Origin of the sequence: Prevotella melaninogenica (assembly GCF_013267595.1) — a bacterium.
GTDB classification, from domain to species: domain Bacteria; phylum Bacteroidota; class Bacteroidia; order Bacteroidales; family Bacteroidaceae; genus Prevotella; species Prevotella melaninogenica_D.
This window is the reverse complement of record NZ_CP054010.1, coordinates 1317691-1334405: the sequence shown is the minus strand read 5'-3', so window position 1 is coordinate 1334405 and position 16715 is coordinate 1317691. Positions and strand designations below refer to the sequence as shown.

13 protein-coding genes are annotated in these 16715 nt (G+C 43.6%); 5 read left to right on the top strand and 8 right to left on the bottom strand.

Features of this window, described 5'->3' with window-relative positions:
- Positions 1-5: 5 nt before the first annotated feature.
- Together FIU21_RS04935 and FIU21_RS04930 are read left to right on the top strand one after the other, a co-directional pair.
- A complete protein-coding gene (locus tag FIU21_RS04935; protein ID WP_004360292.1) occupies positions 6-2321 on the top strand; it encodes a BT4734/BF3469 family protein in 2316 nt (771 codons plus the stop codon).
- Positions 2322-2555: 234 nt separating this feature from the next.
- On the top strand, positions 2556-2987 hold the full coding sequence (locus FIU21_RS04930; RefSeq protein ID WP_004360293.1) for a DUF5675 family protein: 432 nt from the start codon (positions 2556-2558) through the stop codon (positions 2985-2987).
- Between the two features lie 580 nt (positions 2988-3567).
- Here the strand turns inward: FIU21_RS04930 and thrS are convergent.
- The 5 genes from thrS to FIU21_RS04905 form a co-directional block, all read right to left on the bottom strand.
- On the bottom strand, positions 3568-5517 hold the full coding sequence (thrS, locus tag FIU21_RS04925) for a threonine--tRNA ligase (protein WP_004360294.1): 1950 nt from the start codon (positions 5515-5517) through the stop codon (positions 3568-3570).
- A gap of 414 nt (positions 5518-5931) precedes the next feature.
- Positions 5932-6567 (bottom strand): tetratricopeptide repeat protein, encoded by a 636-nt coding sequence (locus tag FIU21_RS04920; RefSeq protein WP_036886277.1) that lies wholly within the window; start codon positions 6565-6567, stop codon positions 5932-5934.
- A 4-nt stretch (positions 6568-6571) separates the two neighbouring features.
- Complete coding sequence (gene def / locus FIU21_RS04915) at positions 6572-7132, bottom strand: peptide deformylase (RefSeq protein ID WP_004360296.1); 561 nt, start codon at positions 7130-7132, stop codon at positions 6572-6574.
- 153 nt (positions 7133-7285) lie between these two features.
- Complete coding sequence (ruvX, locus tag FIU21_RS04910; protein WP_004360297.1) at positions 7286-7705, bottom strand: Holliday junction resolvase RuvX; 420 nt, start codon at positions 7703-7705, stop codon at positions 7286-7288.
- A complete protein-coding gene (locus FIU21_RS04905; protein ID WP_004360298.1) occupies positions 7706-8200 on the bottom strand; it encodes an SPOR domain-containing protein in 495 nt (164 codons plus the stop codon).
- Positions 8201-8431: 231 nt separating this feature from the next.
- Between FIU21_RS04905 and FIU21_RS04900 the strand changes: the two genes are divergently transcribed.
- Genes FIU21_RS04900 through FIU21_RS04890 form a run of 3 tightly spaced genes read left to right on the top strand, consistent with a single transcriptional unit; the run spans position 8432 to position 9324 of the window.
- Complete coding sequence (locus FIU21_RS04900; protein WP_004360299.1) at positions 8432-8647, top strand: YtxH domain-containing protein; 216 nt, start codon at positions 8432-8434, stop codon at positions 8645-8647.
- Positions 8648-8657: 10 nt separating this feature from the next.
- A complete protein-coding gene (locus tag FIU21_RS04895; protein ID WP_004360300.1) occupies positions 8658-9011 on the top strand; it encodes a phage holin family protein in 354 nt (117 codons plus the stop codon).
- 4 nt (positions 9012-9015) lie between these two features.
- Positions 9016-9324 (top strand): hypothetical protein, encoded by a 309-nt coding sequence (locus FIU21_RS04890; RefSeq protein WP_004360301.1) that lies wholly within the window; start codon positions 9016-9018, stop codon positions 9322-9324.
- A 610-nt stretch (positions 9325-9934) separates the two neighbouring features.
- Here the strand turns inward: FIU21_RS04890 and FIU21_RS04885 are convergent.
- From FIU21_RS04885 to FIU21_RS04875, 3 genes are read right to left on the bottom strand one after another with little or no spacing between them, the layout of a single operon-like run.
- Positions 9935-12541 carry a zinc-dependent metalloprotease gene (locus tag FIU21_RS04885; protein ID WP_081445980.1) on the bottom strand — a complete coding sequence of 869 codons (2607 nt, stop codon included), beginning with the start codon at positions 12539-12541 and terminating at the stop codon, positions 9935-9937.
- 26 nt (positions 12542-12567) lie between these two features.
- The gene (locus tag FIU21_RS04880; RefSeq protein WP_036886310.1) at positions 12568-15111 is read right to left on the bottom strand and encodes a zinc-dependent metalloprotease; all 2544 of its coding nucleotides are present in this window, start codon (positions 15109-15111) and stop codon (positions 12568-12570) included.
- A 52-nt stretch (positions 15112-15163) separates the two neighbouring features.
- The gene (locus tag FIU21_RS04875; protein ID WP_004360304.1) at positions 15164-16600 is read right to left on the bottom strand and encodes a PKD-like domain-containing protein; all 1437 of its coding nucleotides are present in this window, start codon (positions 16598-16600) and stop codon (positions 15164-15166) included.
- Positions 16601-16715: the final 115 nt, after the last annotated feature.

Here is a 16715-nt window from a genome sequence, read left to right as displayed (position 1 = left end):
CAAAAATGTTCGACTATATACAAAATATCCGAGCCCAACACACTGTTCCCTGCACGGCTGACATCTTAGATGTGGTAATACATTCGACCATAGTAAACGACATCTGCGCTGAACTTGCCGACTACAGCGAACAAATGCTGCGTGGCGAGATGAGTCGTGACGACTTCGCAACAAAGAAAGCGGAGTTAAAACGACGTTTACCAGCCTTCTGCTTTCATGCACACTTCAAGAATGGTCGTCGACTCAACGCTGAGGCAATTCCCTCAGGACTGTCTATTCTCGACATCGACCATATCCCTTCGCCCAAAACCTTCTACAACGAAAAAGTAAAAGAGCGTACGAAGGAGTTAGGCATCGTATTGGTGCACATGACGCCATCGGCAGAGGGACTACGCATTGTCTTCATGCTTCCGCAGAAGAAGACTTTAGCGCAGGGACAGCAGTGGCTTGCAGGAAAACTGGGGCTGAAAGATTTTGATGAAGCTTGCAAGGATTACGCACGCTGCTCCTTTGCCGTGCCAGCCGATTACATCTTCTTCATCGACAAGGAACAGTTGTTTGCCACACCAACGCCACAGAAGACAGATACGGATACGTCTGAGACCGTTGCCACACCTACTATCAACCAGCAACATCCACAGCCTACGGAGGAGACAGCCGCCACAAGCAACGAAGCTGTTGACATCGACCCCAACACGGAGTTGCTCTTCGACGCCTTTGTGGCGGCATCAGGCTTGGCACCCGCTGCACTCAACAACAAGGGTACACGTCATAACTCGCTCGTCTCGCTGCTCTCTATGGGCATTTGCCGCCTCATACCGCAGGAGCAGCTCAGGGCTATCATCGCATGCCGAATGCCAGCATACGCACGCGAGAGTGACTGCCAACAGCTGATTAAAGACTTCTATGAGAAATACACCAACACCAACCGCCCTATGTCGTTTCAACTGAGAAAGATATACACGGAATCACTCAGGAACAAGGCTGCCACGACAACACCCTCAGAAAACGACATTGAATTGTTTGAGGAAAAAAGAGAAACAGAGCAGCAAGCGCAAACTGCCTGCACAAACAACATCCTCAACACGCTGCCACTAGTATTGCGCAAGACGCTCGAAGGTGTGCCCGCAAATATGCACATGCCCGTCCTCTGCTCCGTCCTCCCCCTTGCCGCTGCCTACGCTGACGGAGTACAGGTAAGATACTGTGATGGACAGCTGCACAGACTTAACTTAATGTCGGTTATCGTCGGTCCACAAGCATCAGGAAAGAGTGTGTGCAAGTCAAGAGTCGACCTGTGGATGAAGCAGATGCTTGAAGACGACGCACGTGCACGTGAGATTGAAGATAAATGGAAACAAGAGAAGAAGCGACGCAAAGCCAACGAAAAGGCACCCGAAGACCCTTGTGTGCTGATACGTTCAGTTCCCATCACAATTAGTTGCTCTACGTTATTGAGACGCTTCAAGAACTCACGCGGTCACACGCTCTTCTCCTTTGGTGAGGAACTCGACACGCTGCGCAAAACAAATGGTGCAGGCTCGTGGTCGCAGAAGTATGACATCTATCGCCTCGCCTTCGACAACGGAGTATGGGGACAAGATTACAACTCAGATCAAGCAGAAAGCGGAGTAGTCCCTGTGGCTTATAATTTCTCAATCCTCGGCACATATGGTGCACTGAAGAGATGTTTCAAGAATGACAACGTTGAGAATGGACTCTCCTCGCGCATCTTTATCGCTGAAATGCCCGACGGAGCTTTTGCTCCAATGCCTGTCTACGGAAAGGAAGCCGAAGGATTGGCGACTGACATTGACACTGCTGTAACATCCCTGCGTGCACGTCAAGGCTTCGTTGAAACTCCCTTGCTGAGACAAGCCATTGGTGAATGGGTAGAGAAGAAAAGAATAGAGGCAATGGCAGATGGTGACATCGTTAAGGATACCTATCGCAAACGTGCTGCCGTCATGGGCTTTCGCTGCGGAGTCGTTGCCAGTCTGTTAGAAGGAGAAGAAAACGAAAAAGTATTGTATTTTGCCCGACTGACTGCCGAATATATACTGGAGAAACAATGCAACTTCTTCGGTGAAGCTCTACTTAGCGAATATAAATCGGCTGAACAAGAAATGGTAAGGCAGTCGAGAAATGGTTTCATCTTCGATAAACTTCCACCCGTATTCACTTTTAACGACCTACAGAAAGAAAAAGGGGCTAATGTAAGCAGAAATGTAATCAACAACATCATCTACAGATGGAAGAAAAGCGGATGGATTGAAAAGAAAGAAGATGGTAAATGGATGAAGACTCGCCAGGATAAGTAAGAAGGTAAGATAGCTGCCACAGCTTATTAGAAGAGTAAAAAGCCACTTCTAACAGCCTTATAGAGTATCTATAACAAGGGTAGACATATCTTATAGCGTTATAGAACACCTGCTACACTACAGTCAATCACACAAATCACAAATCACAAAATCATATTAAGGTTACTGATTAAAACACACGCTACGGAAATGAAAACTCATAAGAAAATATTACCAACCTAAAACGTACATGCTATGGAAATAAAACTCATAAGAAAATATTACCAAGCGAAATACACCATCGGACGCTTGTATGTCAACAACCGCTTCTTTTCAGACTGCCTCGAACCGCCCTCACTACATCTTACAGAACGAAGCGCGTTGGGGACAATCCTAATTGCAAAATACAAGGGATACAGAGCTATCCCCACTGGGCGTTATCGCATCCTCATCACACGCAGCCGACGGTTCGGACGATGGCTGCCGCTGCTGATGAATGTGAAGGGGTTTGAGGGGATAAGGATTCATGCGGGGAATAAGCCAGAAGATACACGGGGATGCATCCTCCTTGGCTTCAACCGACGCAAAGGATATGTGCTCGACTCTACCCGCTGCGTGCTGACACTCGTTAAGATGATAACGGAGGCAATAGCGAAAGGAGAAAAGGTGTTTGTGGAAGTGAGGTAAAGCCCGACACACAGCCTCACCCCCAACCCCTCTCCGAAAGGAGAAGAAGGAGCCTCACCCTCAGCCCCTCTCCGAAGGGAGAGGGGGGTGATTAGCGAGATACCCCTAAAGTTCTATTCAAGGGTCAAAGGGGGAGACTGCGAATTACGCGAATGACATGAATTACTTCGCAATAAGCATTAGCGTAATTAGAGAAATTCGTAGTCGGTAATTGTTCAAAGTTAATAGTTGAAATCATAAAGTTCAAAGTTCAATGCTCAAAGTTCAAAGGGAAAAGAGTTCACAAATAAAAAGCGGCACCCACTAATGGATGCCGCATAAGGGATTCTCCTTCCCTTGATTAGAAGAGAAGGAAGACCACGAGGGTCATTAATATGTTAGCCTCTAAAAGCGAAGGACTTCCAACTTCTGTTCTCCCCCTGCAAATAAGTGATTATCATTCCACTATATACCCAACATTATAGGGATGTCGCGGTATTCACTCCCCTCCCTATGGGGGGGCAAAGGGGAGGGGCTGGTTGTTGTTATTGTTGTTGTTGCACTCCTCCCCTTTCGGGGAGGTCGGGTGGGGCTTTCTTTATTAATCCAACCCTTTCAGCTGTTCAGCAACCTCGTTGTTGATACGCTCTGCGAAGGCTTCCATTGTCATAGTAGCCTGCTCGCCACCGCCCTGCTGACGCATTGACACAAGACCTTCGGCAGCCTCTTTCTCACCAACGATAACCATGTAAGGAACACGCTTGAGCTCGTTGTCGCGAATCTTGCGACCAATCTTCTCGTTGCGGTCGTCCATGATTGAACGTACGTCGTGAGCATCGAAGTAAGCCTTCACCTTCTGAGCATAGTCGTTATACTTCTCAGAGATTGGGAGGATAGCAACCTGATCAGGTGTCAACCAGAGTGGGAAGTGACCTGCTGTGTGCTCGATAAGAACAGCTGTGAAACGCTCGAGTGAACCGAATGGTGCACGGTGAACCATCACTGGAGTCTTCTTAGAGTTGTCTTCTGCGGTATATTCGAGCTTGAAGCGGTTAGGGAGATTATAGTCTACCTGGATTGTACCGAGCTGCCAACGACGACCGATGGCATCCTTCACCATGAAGTCGAGCTTAGGACCGTAGAACGCTGCCTCACCAAGCTCTACACGAGCGTTGAGACCCTTCTCTGCGCATGCTTCCTTAATGGCTGCTTCGCTCTCTTCCCATACCTCGTCAGAGCCGATATACTTCTCCTTGTCCTCTGGGTCGCGGAGGGAAATTTGCGCCTCGTAGTTATCGAAACCAAAGGTCTTGAACACCTTGAGGATGATATCGATATTGTTCTCAAACTCAGCCTTTACCTGGTCAGGACGCACGAAGATATGTGCATCATCCTGTGTGAAGGTACGAACACGTGTAAGTCCGTGAAGCTCACCACTCTTCTCATAACGGAACACGGTTCCAAACTCTGCGATACGCAGTGGAAGATCTTTGTAAGAACGTGGTTTGTAAGCGTAAATCTCACAGTGGTGAGGACAGTTCATTGGCTTAAGCATATACTCTTCGTCCTCCTCTGGTGTGTGGATTGGCTGGAAAGCATCCTTGCCATAGTGAGCATAGTGACCAGAAGTAACGTAGAGATTCTTACCACCAATACCCGGTGTGATAACCTCCTGATAATTATATGGACGGAGGAGACGACGCAAGAGCTCCTGCAAGCGCAAGCGCAGCTGTGTTCCCTTTGGCAACCAGATAGGAAGACCCTTACCAACACGGTCAGAGAACATAAAGAGTTCCATCTCCTTACCAATCTTTCTGTGGTCGCGCTTCTTAGCCTCTTCGAGCATCTCGAGGTATTCGTCGAGCATCTTCTTCTTAGGGAAGGTGATACCGTAGATACGTGTCATCTGCTCACGCTTAGCATCTCCACGCCAGAAAGCTCCAGCAACGCTGGTTATCTTGACAGCCTTGATAGCACCTGTTGAAACGAGGTGAGGGCCACGGCAAAGGTCGGTGAAGTTACCCTGCGAATATGTTGAGATAGTGCCATCCTCGAGGTCCTCTACGATGTGCTCCACCTTGTATTCCTGTCCATCGGCAGTGAATTCCTTTACGGCATCAGCCTTAGAGACGTTACGACGAACGACTGGCTCGTTCTTCTTAGCAAGCTCACGCATCTTCTCTTCAATCTTTGGGAAGTCATTCTCAGAGATTGTCTGACCCTCTGCAGGCATCACATCATAGAAGAAGCCGTTCTCAACAGCCGGTCCGAATCCGAACTGAATGCCTGGGTAAAGCTCCTGCAAAGCCTCAGCGAGGAGGTGGGCAGAGGTATGCCAGAAGGTGTGCTTACCTTCTTCGTCATCGAACTTGTAAAGTGCGATGCTTGCGTCCTCATTGATAGGACGGTTGAGTTCTGTTGTTTCGCCATTTACACCGCAAGATACAACGTCACGGGCGAGAGCCGGCGAAATGCTCTCGGCGATTTGAAAACCAGTTACGCCCTGCTCGTACTCACGAACGGAACCGTCTGGGAAAGTGATTTTAACCATACTACAAATTAGTTTTATAAATCAAATATGTGGCAAAGGTAATACTTTTAATTCAGAATTCATAATTCATAATCCAAATATAATTCAAAATTCATAATTCAGAATTCATAATTGTGATTACTACAATAATTCAAAATTCAAAATCCAAATATAATTCAGAATTCATAATTCATAATTGTGATTACCGATGTAGCTTAAGGGTTAAACGCAAATCAAAAAGTTAACTGCGAATTACGCAAATGACACGAATTATTTAACAATAATTTTAGCGTAATTAGAGAAATTCGTAGTCGGGAATTGTTCAAAGTTAACTACGAATTACGCGAATTGTACGAATTATTTCGCAATAAGCATTAGCGTAATTAGAGAAATTCGTAGTTCAAATCATAATGTTCAAAGTTCAATGCTCAAAGTTCAAAGGGAAAAGAGGGGCTTATTCTTCATTGGGTTTGACTTGCCTTCACTTTCAATACGAAGACTCGGTAGCTTGTAAAAATACGGAGTGTTAGACTTCATGGGCTGCTGCTTTGGCTTCCTACCCGCTACGATGTCGGCACGAAGCTGGGAGGCTGCATCGAAGGGCTTCCATCGCTTGAGGATATAATCAAGTTGCTGAAGAGCAGCCTTGCTATCGCCCACTTGATAGAGACAATAAGCACGATTAAACCAATAGTCACGATTGTCGGGGGTTATGTCAAGCGCGTGGGTAAAGGCAACGATAGCACTGTCGTAACGCTCCACATGGATATTAGACATACCATAAAGTTCGTAGATATCAGCAATATAGGGCTGTAAAGTCAAAGCACGGCGACAATCATCACCAGCACCCTTATAGTCTTCAAGGTGATACTTTGACAATGCCATCAAATACCAAGCCTCGTATAGATTTGGTTTGAGGGCAACGATACGGGAGAAAATCTGCATGGAAGTAACGTAGTATCCCTGATCAAGCGTCCGCCTCCCCTCCTCCATCATCTTCTTGACGTTGTATTGGGCTGCTGACGGTAATGCCAATAGGCAAAGCAAGGATACTACGATACCACGCAACATAGGCTTACTTACGTGGAGCCTTCACACGATAGTGGCAGCGAACTTTTCCCTGTAGAAGGGCTTTGAGCTTGCTATTAATCATCTGCTTGCGGAATGCCGAGAGACGATCAGTGAAGACACGACCTTCGAGGTGATCAAATTCATGCTGGATAACTCGAGCAAGATAGCCATCAATCCACTCCTCATGCTCAACGAGGTTCTCGTCATACCACTTTACGTAGATGCGCTTTGCACGTGTCACACTCTCGTGAATACCTGGCAGAGAGAGACATCCCTCTTCCAAGGTCTCCGTCTCAGAGTCATCATACTCAAGGATGTGACCATTGATGAATGCATGACGATAGTCTTTATACTCAGGGAAGGTGTCTGAGAGCACATCCAAGTCGACAACAACGACACGGATAGACTTACCAATCTGTGGTGCTGCCAAACCTACACCATCGCTGGCGGTGTTGGTCTCAAACATATTTTGTATCAGCTCTTGGAGGTCGGGATAATCGAGGGGGATATCTTCGGCTACCTTTCGCAACACTGGCTGACCATATGTGTAAATGGGTAATACCATATTCTTTTCTTTCTTTTAAACTTAATAGGTGTCCAACACGTTTAATCATCAAATAGCGCAAAACTCTATCAGCTTAACAATCAAACGGTTCAAGGCTTCAAGGGTCTGATTTCCAAACGTTTCAAAGCTTAATAAACATAAGCTTCAAACGGATTAAAGCCCCTTGGACCTCATATAATCTTGTAGGATAATTGTTGCCGAAATCTCGTCAACAAGTCCCTTATCTTCACGGCGGGTCTTCTTCTTAACCCCACCCGCAATCATTGCTTGATGAGCGATAACCGACGTAAAGCGCTCGTCATAATAATCAATAGGCAACTCTGGGTGTGCCTTGCGCCAACGATTGACAAATTGCTCCACACGAGCGAGGTTCTCACTCGGCTGACCATTGGGCTGTATAGGTTTGCCAATGACAAGCTGACTGACCGCTTCCTTTACGATATACTGGTTCAAAAACTCAAAAAGTTCAGACGTAGGAACAGTCGCCAACCCATTGGCGATGATGCACAATGGGTCGGTGACTGCTAATCCTGTACGTTTTTTACCGTAATCTATCGCTAAAATTCTACTCATTTATCGAGAGAGCAACCAAGCATCAGCGTAAGTAGCACGGAGCTGATTGCGACTCTGAACAGCTGAAGCCTTGCTGTCGTAAGTAGAAGCAACAACGCGATACATATTGTTACCAGCATTGTAAGCAACCTGAGCATCGTAGCCAGCATTCTTCAAACGCTGCTGCAAGCCCTCAGCATTAGACTTAACTCCGAATGAACCAACAACTACGCTGTAAGCCTTCAAACCAGAACCATTTACAACAGAAACAGTCTCGCGACGTACTGGCTCATTGTCGTAATTATCAACAACAGGAGCCTGAGTAGCTGGCTGAGTCTCTACTGGAGCTACCACAGCATCCTGCTGAGTTGTGTTGTCATCATTATTCGTAGTAGTATTCTGCTCCTGAGACTTAGCCTTCTCGTAAGCCTTCTTGTATGCACTCTCGCTTGACTTACAGCCAGTGAAAGCCATTGCCACACACATAGCTGCGCCCAAAACCATAAATTTCTTCATAATCCCTTAGTTTTTATTGATTATACTATTAATTTACTATGTAATTATCGTGCGAAGTTACAAAATAAGAAGCAGAAGTAAGAAAGCAGCGTCAATAAAGTTTGTTAAATAAACTCTTTGTAAGATTTTTAACACAAAAATACTTCCTATCTATTGCTATTATGCGAAACTTTGACTATATTTGCCATTGATAAAGAAAGAACTATTCATTAACAATAAAAAAAAGAGATTATGAAGACATTAGGTTATGTTTGCGCATTCCTCTGTGGTAGCATCACAGGCGCAGCTCTCGGACTTCTTTTGGCTCCAGAGAAGGGTACAGACACACGTTCAAAGATTTCTGATGCTGTTGACGATTTCTGCAAGAAGCATGATATCAAGCTCAGCCGCAAGGAAGCTGAGGATTTCGTTGAGGATATCAAGGATGCAGCTTCAGACGCTATCTAAATTACAAAGGATGTTCTCAAACGATAAGAACGTAGAAACAATAGCACAACTCGTAGAGGTGCTAAAGCATTATATCGGGCTTCAGTCAGAGTACATGAAGCTCGATGTAATTGAAAAGGTCGTGCGATTACTGACCGTGATTACAATCATGGTTGTTTTCTGCACTATCTTATTAATTTCCCTAATTTATCTCTCCTTTGCTGCAGCCTTTGCATTGCAGACATTGGTGGGTTCACTTATTTGGGCTTTCCTCATTGTTGGTGGTAGCTATTTGCTATTACTCTTTTTCTTCATCTTACTACGTCGCAGTCTTATTGAACGCCCATTGGTAAGATTCTTGGGAAGTCTCTTAATGTCAAAATAAGCTTATGACTGAACAGACCACTCACTTTGGAACCAATTATAGGTCGCTGAACGACATTCGCTTGCGCAAGGCACAGCTGCGTACAGACTTGACCAAGGATAGCAACAAGATTGCGGGGTTGTGGAATGAGCTTATGCATAAGCCGAAAGACAAGAACACGCCTACCCAGCGCTTCTCTGGTGCATTCAATGTTGGTGCGGGCGTATTGGATGGACTTATCCTTACGTGGAAGCTCTATCGTATGTTTGGCGGTAAGCAATCTTCAAGCCTCTTTAATAATAAGTTCAGCTTATTCAAAAAGAAAAAGAAATAAGCAAGGAGGCAGCTAAATAAGTTGTGGAAACTTCCTGCTGATAAGCATTATTTCTATCACTAATAAGCGTTATCACTATTATTAAAATGAGAGAAAGCACGTCTTTCATCCTCTAAAATTACTTGCTTTCTGCAACTTTTACGAGCGATAATAAAAGTCTCGTCCATACAAAAACAGAGATAAAGAAGATGTCTTTGTCCTGTTTTTTCATATCTTCGTTTTCAATCTACGCTCTTTTGCACATGAAAAGATGCCTTATAGCACTTCTAAAGGGCGTTAATTGAAGTCTTACTAACGCCCTTTAAGAGTCTTAGAAAGCACCTTTACGCACACCGTTTCACAACCACTTGATTATCTTTTAGTTACAAAGGCGGAAGAAAGACCCTTTTCTTATCTTTTACTTACGCAGACCTTGAATTTATGTAAACATTTTTCTGAGCATGATTCTGCTCATTTCCCACGTAAGATTTAATTGCAAACTATAAGTAAACTCTGTGTACTTTATAATATTAGAGCTTAGTTTATCACTTCATATTCCGAAAGAACAAAAAACTCCCTATAATTATGAGAATTATAGAGAGCTTTAAGTTTATCGAATTGAAGAATTCTATTATTTCAAATACTTCTTCAAACGCTTTTCAAGAAGCATATAATGTGCTTTCAGATCAGGAGAAGAAACACGTGGAATGGTTGTTTCCAACAAAGAAAGTAACTTCTGCGCATACTCTAATTGGAACTCTGAAGTGCGATTGACAGTTGTTCCCCACAAAGGTTCTGGCTCACCATAGCCATTACCGAAATTAAGAAAATGAGTATCATCATCTAAACTTCGTTGTCTGTCTGCCAAATAACTACATTCCGTATGCTCTTTTTCAGCCTCGTTTCCTCGTAACATATTAGTGATAACACTATTTACAGAAGTCAAAGGCATCTGAAGATTATGAACATTAGGTGCTTGCTTCATATCTGAGACACCCTCTTGCAATAAGTCAACATAGAGTCGTTGCATAGAGAGGTCAGCCACTGAAAGATTCTCTTTACCGGCAATCGTCTTGCCAAAGACATCTTGATAAACATCCTCCATATACTCAATTGGCGAATAAGAGGTAGAGTCAAGATAATAAGAAATAGCAAGTTTTGACGTTGCCATCATAGCAAGCGACTGCACATCACGAGCTAAAATCTTAAAAGGCTTGTTTGCTCCGAATGGTAGTTTCTTCTCGATTGTATCGTTACCCAGCGTTGCAAACGTACGTGCTTGCTTCAGAAGCCATTGTACAGACTCTTTTTGCTTAGCCTTAGGCACAACTTTATAGCGTGGTAAGGCCGACTTCTCGCTTGTTTGATAGAGGTAGATGCCAGGAACATTAACACTAACATTACGTACATAATGCATAGCTTGAGACAACACCTCATTATATAACTCAGCCTTACGACTATCACCATCCTCATCACCAATCCAATGATCAAGGTTCTTGAGAATCATTCGAAGATTGTCCATACCATAGGTAGACGACTTTACAGGGTCATCACCGAGGTCTTCCTCAATAGCAGAAGGGTCATACTTCGTTCCCGTTTGCTGTAAGCCATAACGATAGAAAGGGTCGCCTTCATGCTTTTCAGCCAATAATCGCAACTGTTTCGCATCATCCTCAAACCCCTTCGAACCAGGGAAAAGCTTGTAAGCCCACTCAACAGCATAGTAGTCATAGACGCCAAGACGCGGTGGAGTAAGTTTAACGCCGTGGTCAGTAGGTTGTGCAACATAATTAAAACGTGCATAATCCATGATTGAAGCCGTTGTACCATACTTTTGCGTGAAGGCAGGAGAGCGCAGCGAGTCGGTTGGAAGTGCTGCAGATGCTGCCATGTTGTGCATAAATCCAAGCGTATGACCAATCTCGTGCGCAATAATATACTCGAGTGTCTCCTCTATAATACTGTCAGGCATCTGCGCTCCACGTGCACGAGGGTCAATCTGTGCCGTCTGAACAAATCGCCAGTTGTTGATAGTGTTTACAACATCATTATAAACAAGAACAGTTGCATTGATAACCTCTCCTGTTCGAGGGTCGGTCCACGAAGGTCCCATAGCATTCTCGACGTCAGTAGGTAAGTATCTGATACAAGAATACTTGAAGTTATCAGGGTCGAAATTAGGGTCGTTCTCAGGGAAGTCTGCCACCTGCATGACATTCTTAAACCCAATACGTTCGAAAGCCTTATTCCACCATAGAACACCAGCTTTGATAGCCCGTTTCCAAAGTGGAGGGAATGTATTCTCTACATAATAGACGATTGGCTTTGCTGGTTCGCAGAGTTCGCCTGCAAAGTAGGCAGCCGTATCCTTCGGTACAAGTCGCCAACGCTTAACGAATGTTGCTTTATCAATTGACCCATCCTTCTTAAGAACATCTTTGTTCATAAGAAACATTCCCACACGTGTATCACTCAAACGAGGTGTCATCAAGTCGTTTGGTAACAGAGCTAACGTAAAGTTTACGCCAATCGTTACGGGATAGTTGGTGATAGGCGAACCCTTCTTACCAGAGAGACTAATGATGTAATGCCTATCCATACCGACACAGGCATTCTCATCGAAGACTTTTAGTTTTGTCACCCTTGTAAGATTATCTTTCAAAGATGAGTTTACTGTGTACGACCCTACATTCTTTGCAATCACTGGGAAGAAGCGATTCTCCTTGAGAATAAAGGACGAAGCATCGAACAGCACGGCTCCAGTGGAGTCGTTGTGTGCCTTGATAGGAAATGAAAAGAAATCAAGATTATCATAATTCAGCCTTGCAGCAAGCGTAGCTGAGGGCTGATTCTTTGGTACAAACAAGTCGGTATTTACCACCTGCATCACCACAGAACTATCTTTCTCAATGAAGCGTACATGCACTAAGTTGGAATTCTTAAAGCCTAAGTCGCCCATCTTAGGATTTGACACTGACGAAATGGTTACGCCAATAATCATGTCGCGACCCAAAGACTGCTTCGGAAGCTCCATCAATATACGTCCGTCAGTCTTATGAAACGAGACAAAGCTACCACGCACCGACTCCGTTAATTGCTCGGTGAGGGCACGCTCGTAAGCCGATTTCTTTTCTGTTTGTGTGCTCTGCGCCTTCTTCTTACGTTTTGAAAACGGGAAAGCCGCTCCCGATGTTGCGACCAGAGAGAAGAGAAGCAGAAGTAATAGTATGCGACGCATTAACTGATTAGCTATTAATGAATATTTCATTGACCATCCTCCAAAGCTTTGTTCACCTTAAAGAGCAACATAGAATAATGTGAGTGCGCATCAGGTGAGAGGTTTGCTTTGACACACTTCTCCAACATTGGCTTTAGCTTCAACAGTGAAGTGTAGAAGTAAATAGCCGAGCCGTCTAACAAAGCAGCATCAACTGTTGGTGCGAGTGAGGCTGTAGGGTTACCATAGGCAGTGCTACTCGTCTGACTGCCGTTAACCAATGTAGACTGAAGTGCTGCTGGACCATTACCACCCTGCTTGTTAGCCTTGTCGATAACCGCACGTGAATACGTTAGATAAGCACGTTGTAACACACGCTCCTCCTGAGATGGAGCCTTACACAATTGTGCACTTTGGAAGAGTGAAGAGAAAAGGTCGTCGAAATATTCTTTCTGACTATAACTCTGTGATGACAGATGTGATGCTACTGCCAAGCGTGTACGAACACCAAAGAGGTCATATCCAATAAACTCTAAGAGCTGGTCGTAATAGCTTATAGCCATAAATCCCTTACGTTCAAAGTTTGGGTTAGCATATTGCTTAAAATGCTTTGCCTGATTTAAGCACCATAACATCGCCTGACGCTGACGCGCTTTAGGTACCACCTCATAGCGAGGAACACCCGATGTTACTTTCATATCGTTTAAGAAGATACCACCAACATTGCTCAACACACGTTTGAAAAAAGCATATCTCTGCTGAGAGATTGCCAGATATAACTTCTCTTTGATGCGACTATCATCATCGTCTTTCACCCAGTTATAAAGGTTGTTTTCAACGATTTGCATATTACGCAATCCATATTCGCTTGCCTTAATCGCATCATTGCCCAATGCACCTTCTTGTACACGTGGGTCCCAAATCAATGAAGAGGTTCGGAAGAAACGATAACGAGGATTCTGTACACGCTTATCAACCATCTTCTCAAGTGCATCGGTCTCAGCACTTAAACTTGTCTTTGATGGGTCGAAATAACGATAAGCCCATTCGATAGCATGCTTATCATACTGTCCAACACTCTCTGGCATATAAACAACACCCTTATCACTTGGCTGAGCAACATAATTAAAAGGTGTATTAGCCATTATTGATGCTGCAAGATTGTTGGCATGTGTGAATGTGCTATTACGAAGTGAGTCAACAGGATAGGAATACGATGCTCCTATATTATCAAGCAAACCAAGGCTTCGCCCTACTTCGCATGCAACCATATACTTCAAACCCTGATTGAACTTGTCTTGTGGAAGATGAGAAGTACGCATTGTGGCATCTGATGCTGCTGAACCTAAGAATAACCAACGGTAAATCTGATCACCGACATTGGCAGGAACAAACACAGACGCATTGATGATTTCTCCTGTTTGTGGGTTCGCCAAAAAAGAAGATGTAACCTTTTCAGCTGTACTTGGCACGTATCGAATGCAAGAATAGGCAATATCATCAGCATCGAAGTTATGGTCATTCTTTGGGAAGTCTAAGGCTTCAATAGCCTTTTGATAACCCGCTTGTTCGAAAGCCTTATTCCAAAGTTCTACTCCTTGCTTTATCGCATTCTTCCATTCAACAGGGAAGGCATCATCAATATAAAAGCATATTGGCTTAACAGGCTTTGATAACTTACCTTGTTCGTAAGCCTTTAGATTCTGTGGAACGAGGTTCCAACGTTGTGCTATGAATGTTTGCTTACTTTTTGCTATGTTATTATCGAAGGTGAGTTTAGATACAGATGCAATACCAACACGCGAATCAGTTACGCGCTGGCGCATCTTACTATCTGGCAATAATGCTAAACTATAGGTAACACCTACGGTCGTTGGAATCTCACTCGCAACTGGTAAAGACATGAGTGAGGCAGTGAGTAGATAGTTGAAATCAACGTTTATCGTTATATTACGATCAAAACTCTTAATCGTTCTAACATAAGACATTTCGCTCTTAGGCGAAGCTGACAATGCTAAATCACCCGACTTCTTTGGAATAATGGGTAACATACTGTTAGGACGTGCCAAGAGATCTGTTGCATCTATCACGATAGCCGAACTATCATTGTTGTAAGCAGCAATCTTAAAGCCCATCAAGACTGGGTCACGATAGCTAATCTTCAAGGCTCCTTGCATCTCAGCGCTTGCACTACCATCTGAATAAACCACACTGTTAGGTGTCTTCATAACCAAGCTGCTGTCTTGAACTTCAAAGAAGAAATGCAAAGGAGTGAAGCTCTTTGTACCAATGGTCAGATAGGTAGGGTCTGTTGTTGAGGAGATACCACCACCCAACAACATCTCTTTATGCAAGTATTTGACAGGAACCTCCAAGTAGAGTTTCCCATCACTCTTATGTACAGTGATAAACTTACTACTTGCAGTTTCCTTCTTCTTGTCCTTAAATAGTTTATCGTATTTTGTTTCCTTCTTAGCTTTTTTTTCTTCGTCGCCTTTTTTATCATCGGCAAAAGCCCTAACATTAACGCACAATAGTAATAAGCCTATTCCTATTGTGCGCAGTGTTGCCATTATATTGTTTGTTTTCATGTCGGAATTATGGTTTGAATGTGGCATGTAATCTCCTTACATGCCACGTTCATTATTGTCTGTATGTAATGCTCTTGATACGTCCAGTAATATTCTTTTTCGCCCAAAGCAATTTGTTTTCGTTCATATCAAAACAGTAAATGCTTCCCACAAGCTGACCTGAAGCCACATTTGTAGCTACATAAAGTTTATTGCTTCCTTCTAAAATGAACATATCAGCGATAGTCTCACTGGAATCTCCAAAGGTTGTTAATGCGCTTTGTGGGAAATTACCACCAGACAATACGTTGTAAGCATACAGCTTATTACCAGCAGAATAGTAAACTAAGTTCTTCTCTGCAGATACGCGTACAACTGATTGTGTGGTCAAACCCGCAGTAGCTGGTACAACAGCCTCATCTTTTACAACTGCTGCCTCAACCTTTGTAGCTGTAGAAGGATAGAAGCCTGGGAAGATATAATAGCACTTAAACTTTGATGAAGTAGCATTCCATGTGAGTAAAACGATGTTACGCTCGTTGTCAACAGGTCCCATACCAACAAGTGTTTCACCCGTAAACTTACCTTTCAATAACTCAACAGGCACCTTACCTGTAGCCTGTACCTTTTGTGCGACCAATCGTCCTTCAGCATTATCAAACATTACGTAGCCTTGTACATAACGTAGGTCTTGCTGCTTCCAAGCTGTAGCAGCATCAGCTAAAGATATGTCGGAACCTAAAGCATCCTTTATTGACTTACCTAAGTTGAAGGGTGTTGTCTCTGAGAGTGTCAATCGGTTTGGCGCATGATTTACCATTGTCAGCATTGACTTTGGATATGTCAAGGCACTCTTTCTAAGATATGTAACATCGCCTGTACTATTAGTAGTGAAGCGCATATTCATCAGATTACCGTCGAACTCATAGATAGTACTTGGACTTCCCACGGCAACAAACAAGAGTGGAGTCTTGTTATCACGTGCTAACGCATAATCAATTCCCTTAGGTTCTCCTGTGAAATCAATGCTTGGGTTATTCTTTTGCAGAACATCTAAGTCAAAAGTCTTTGTACTTCCTTCCTCTGGCAGATAAGAAACAATTGTCTTTCCGCTATTGCTTGCTAATATGTAAAGACCATCAACATAAGAGTATTGTACATTTAGTCCAAACTCATAATATTGAATATTATCTCCATTGCTCACCTTTAATCGACATGGGAAAGTGCCGAAGTCCTTACAAACATATTTAAGAGAAGCATCGGTCGATACAACCTTACCATTTACTTCCCACTCATAGTCAATCTTCTTTTGCTCATTTGTCTGTACGACATTAGGCGAAATCTTCAATGTATCCCATCTATTAAGGGTGTATTTCTCCTGTAAGTTCTGTGCCAATGACAACTTAGACGAATTGCCAGAAGGACCATAAGACTCGTCTTTTATACATGACTGAAATGACAATGCCACTAATGGGAGTGCCAAGAGAAGATATAAATATTTCTTTATCATCTTATTTCTTATTTATCTGTTTACCAATATTCATTCTATCATAAGGTATAATCATCGTTTTATCGTAAACCAAAGTTCCTTATTGAAACGATACTCAGTGTACAGTCGATTATAC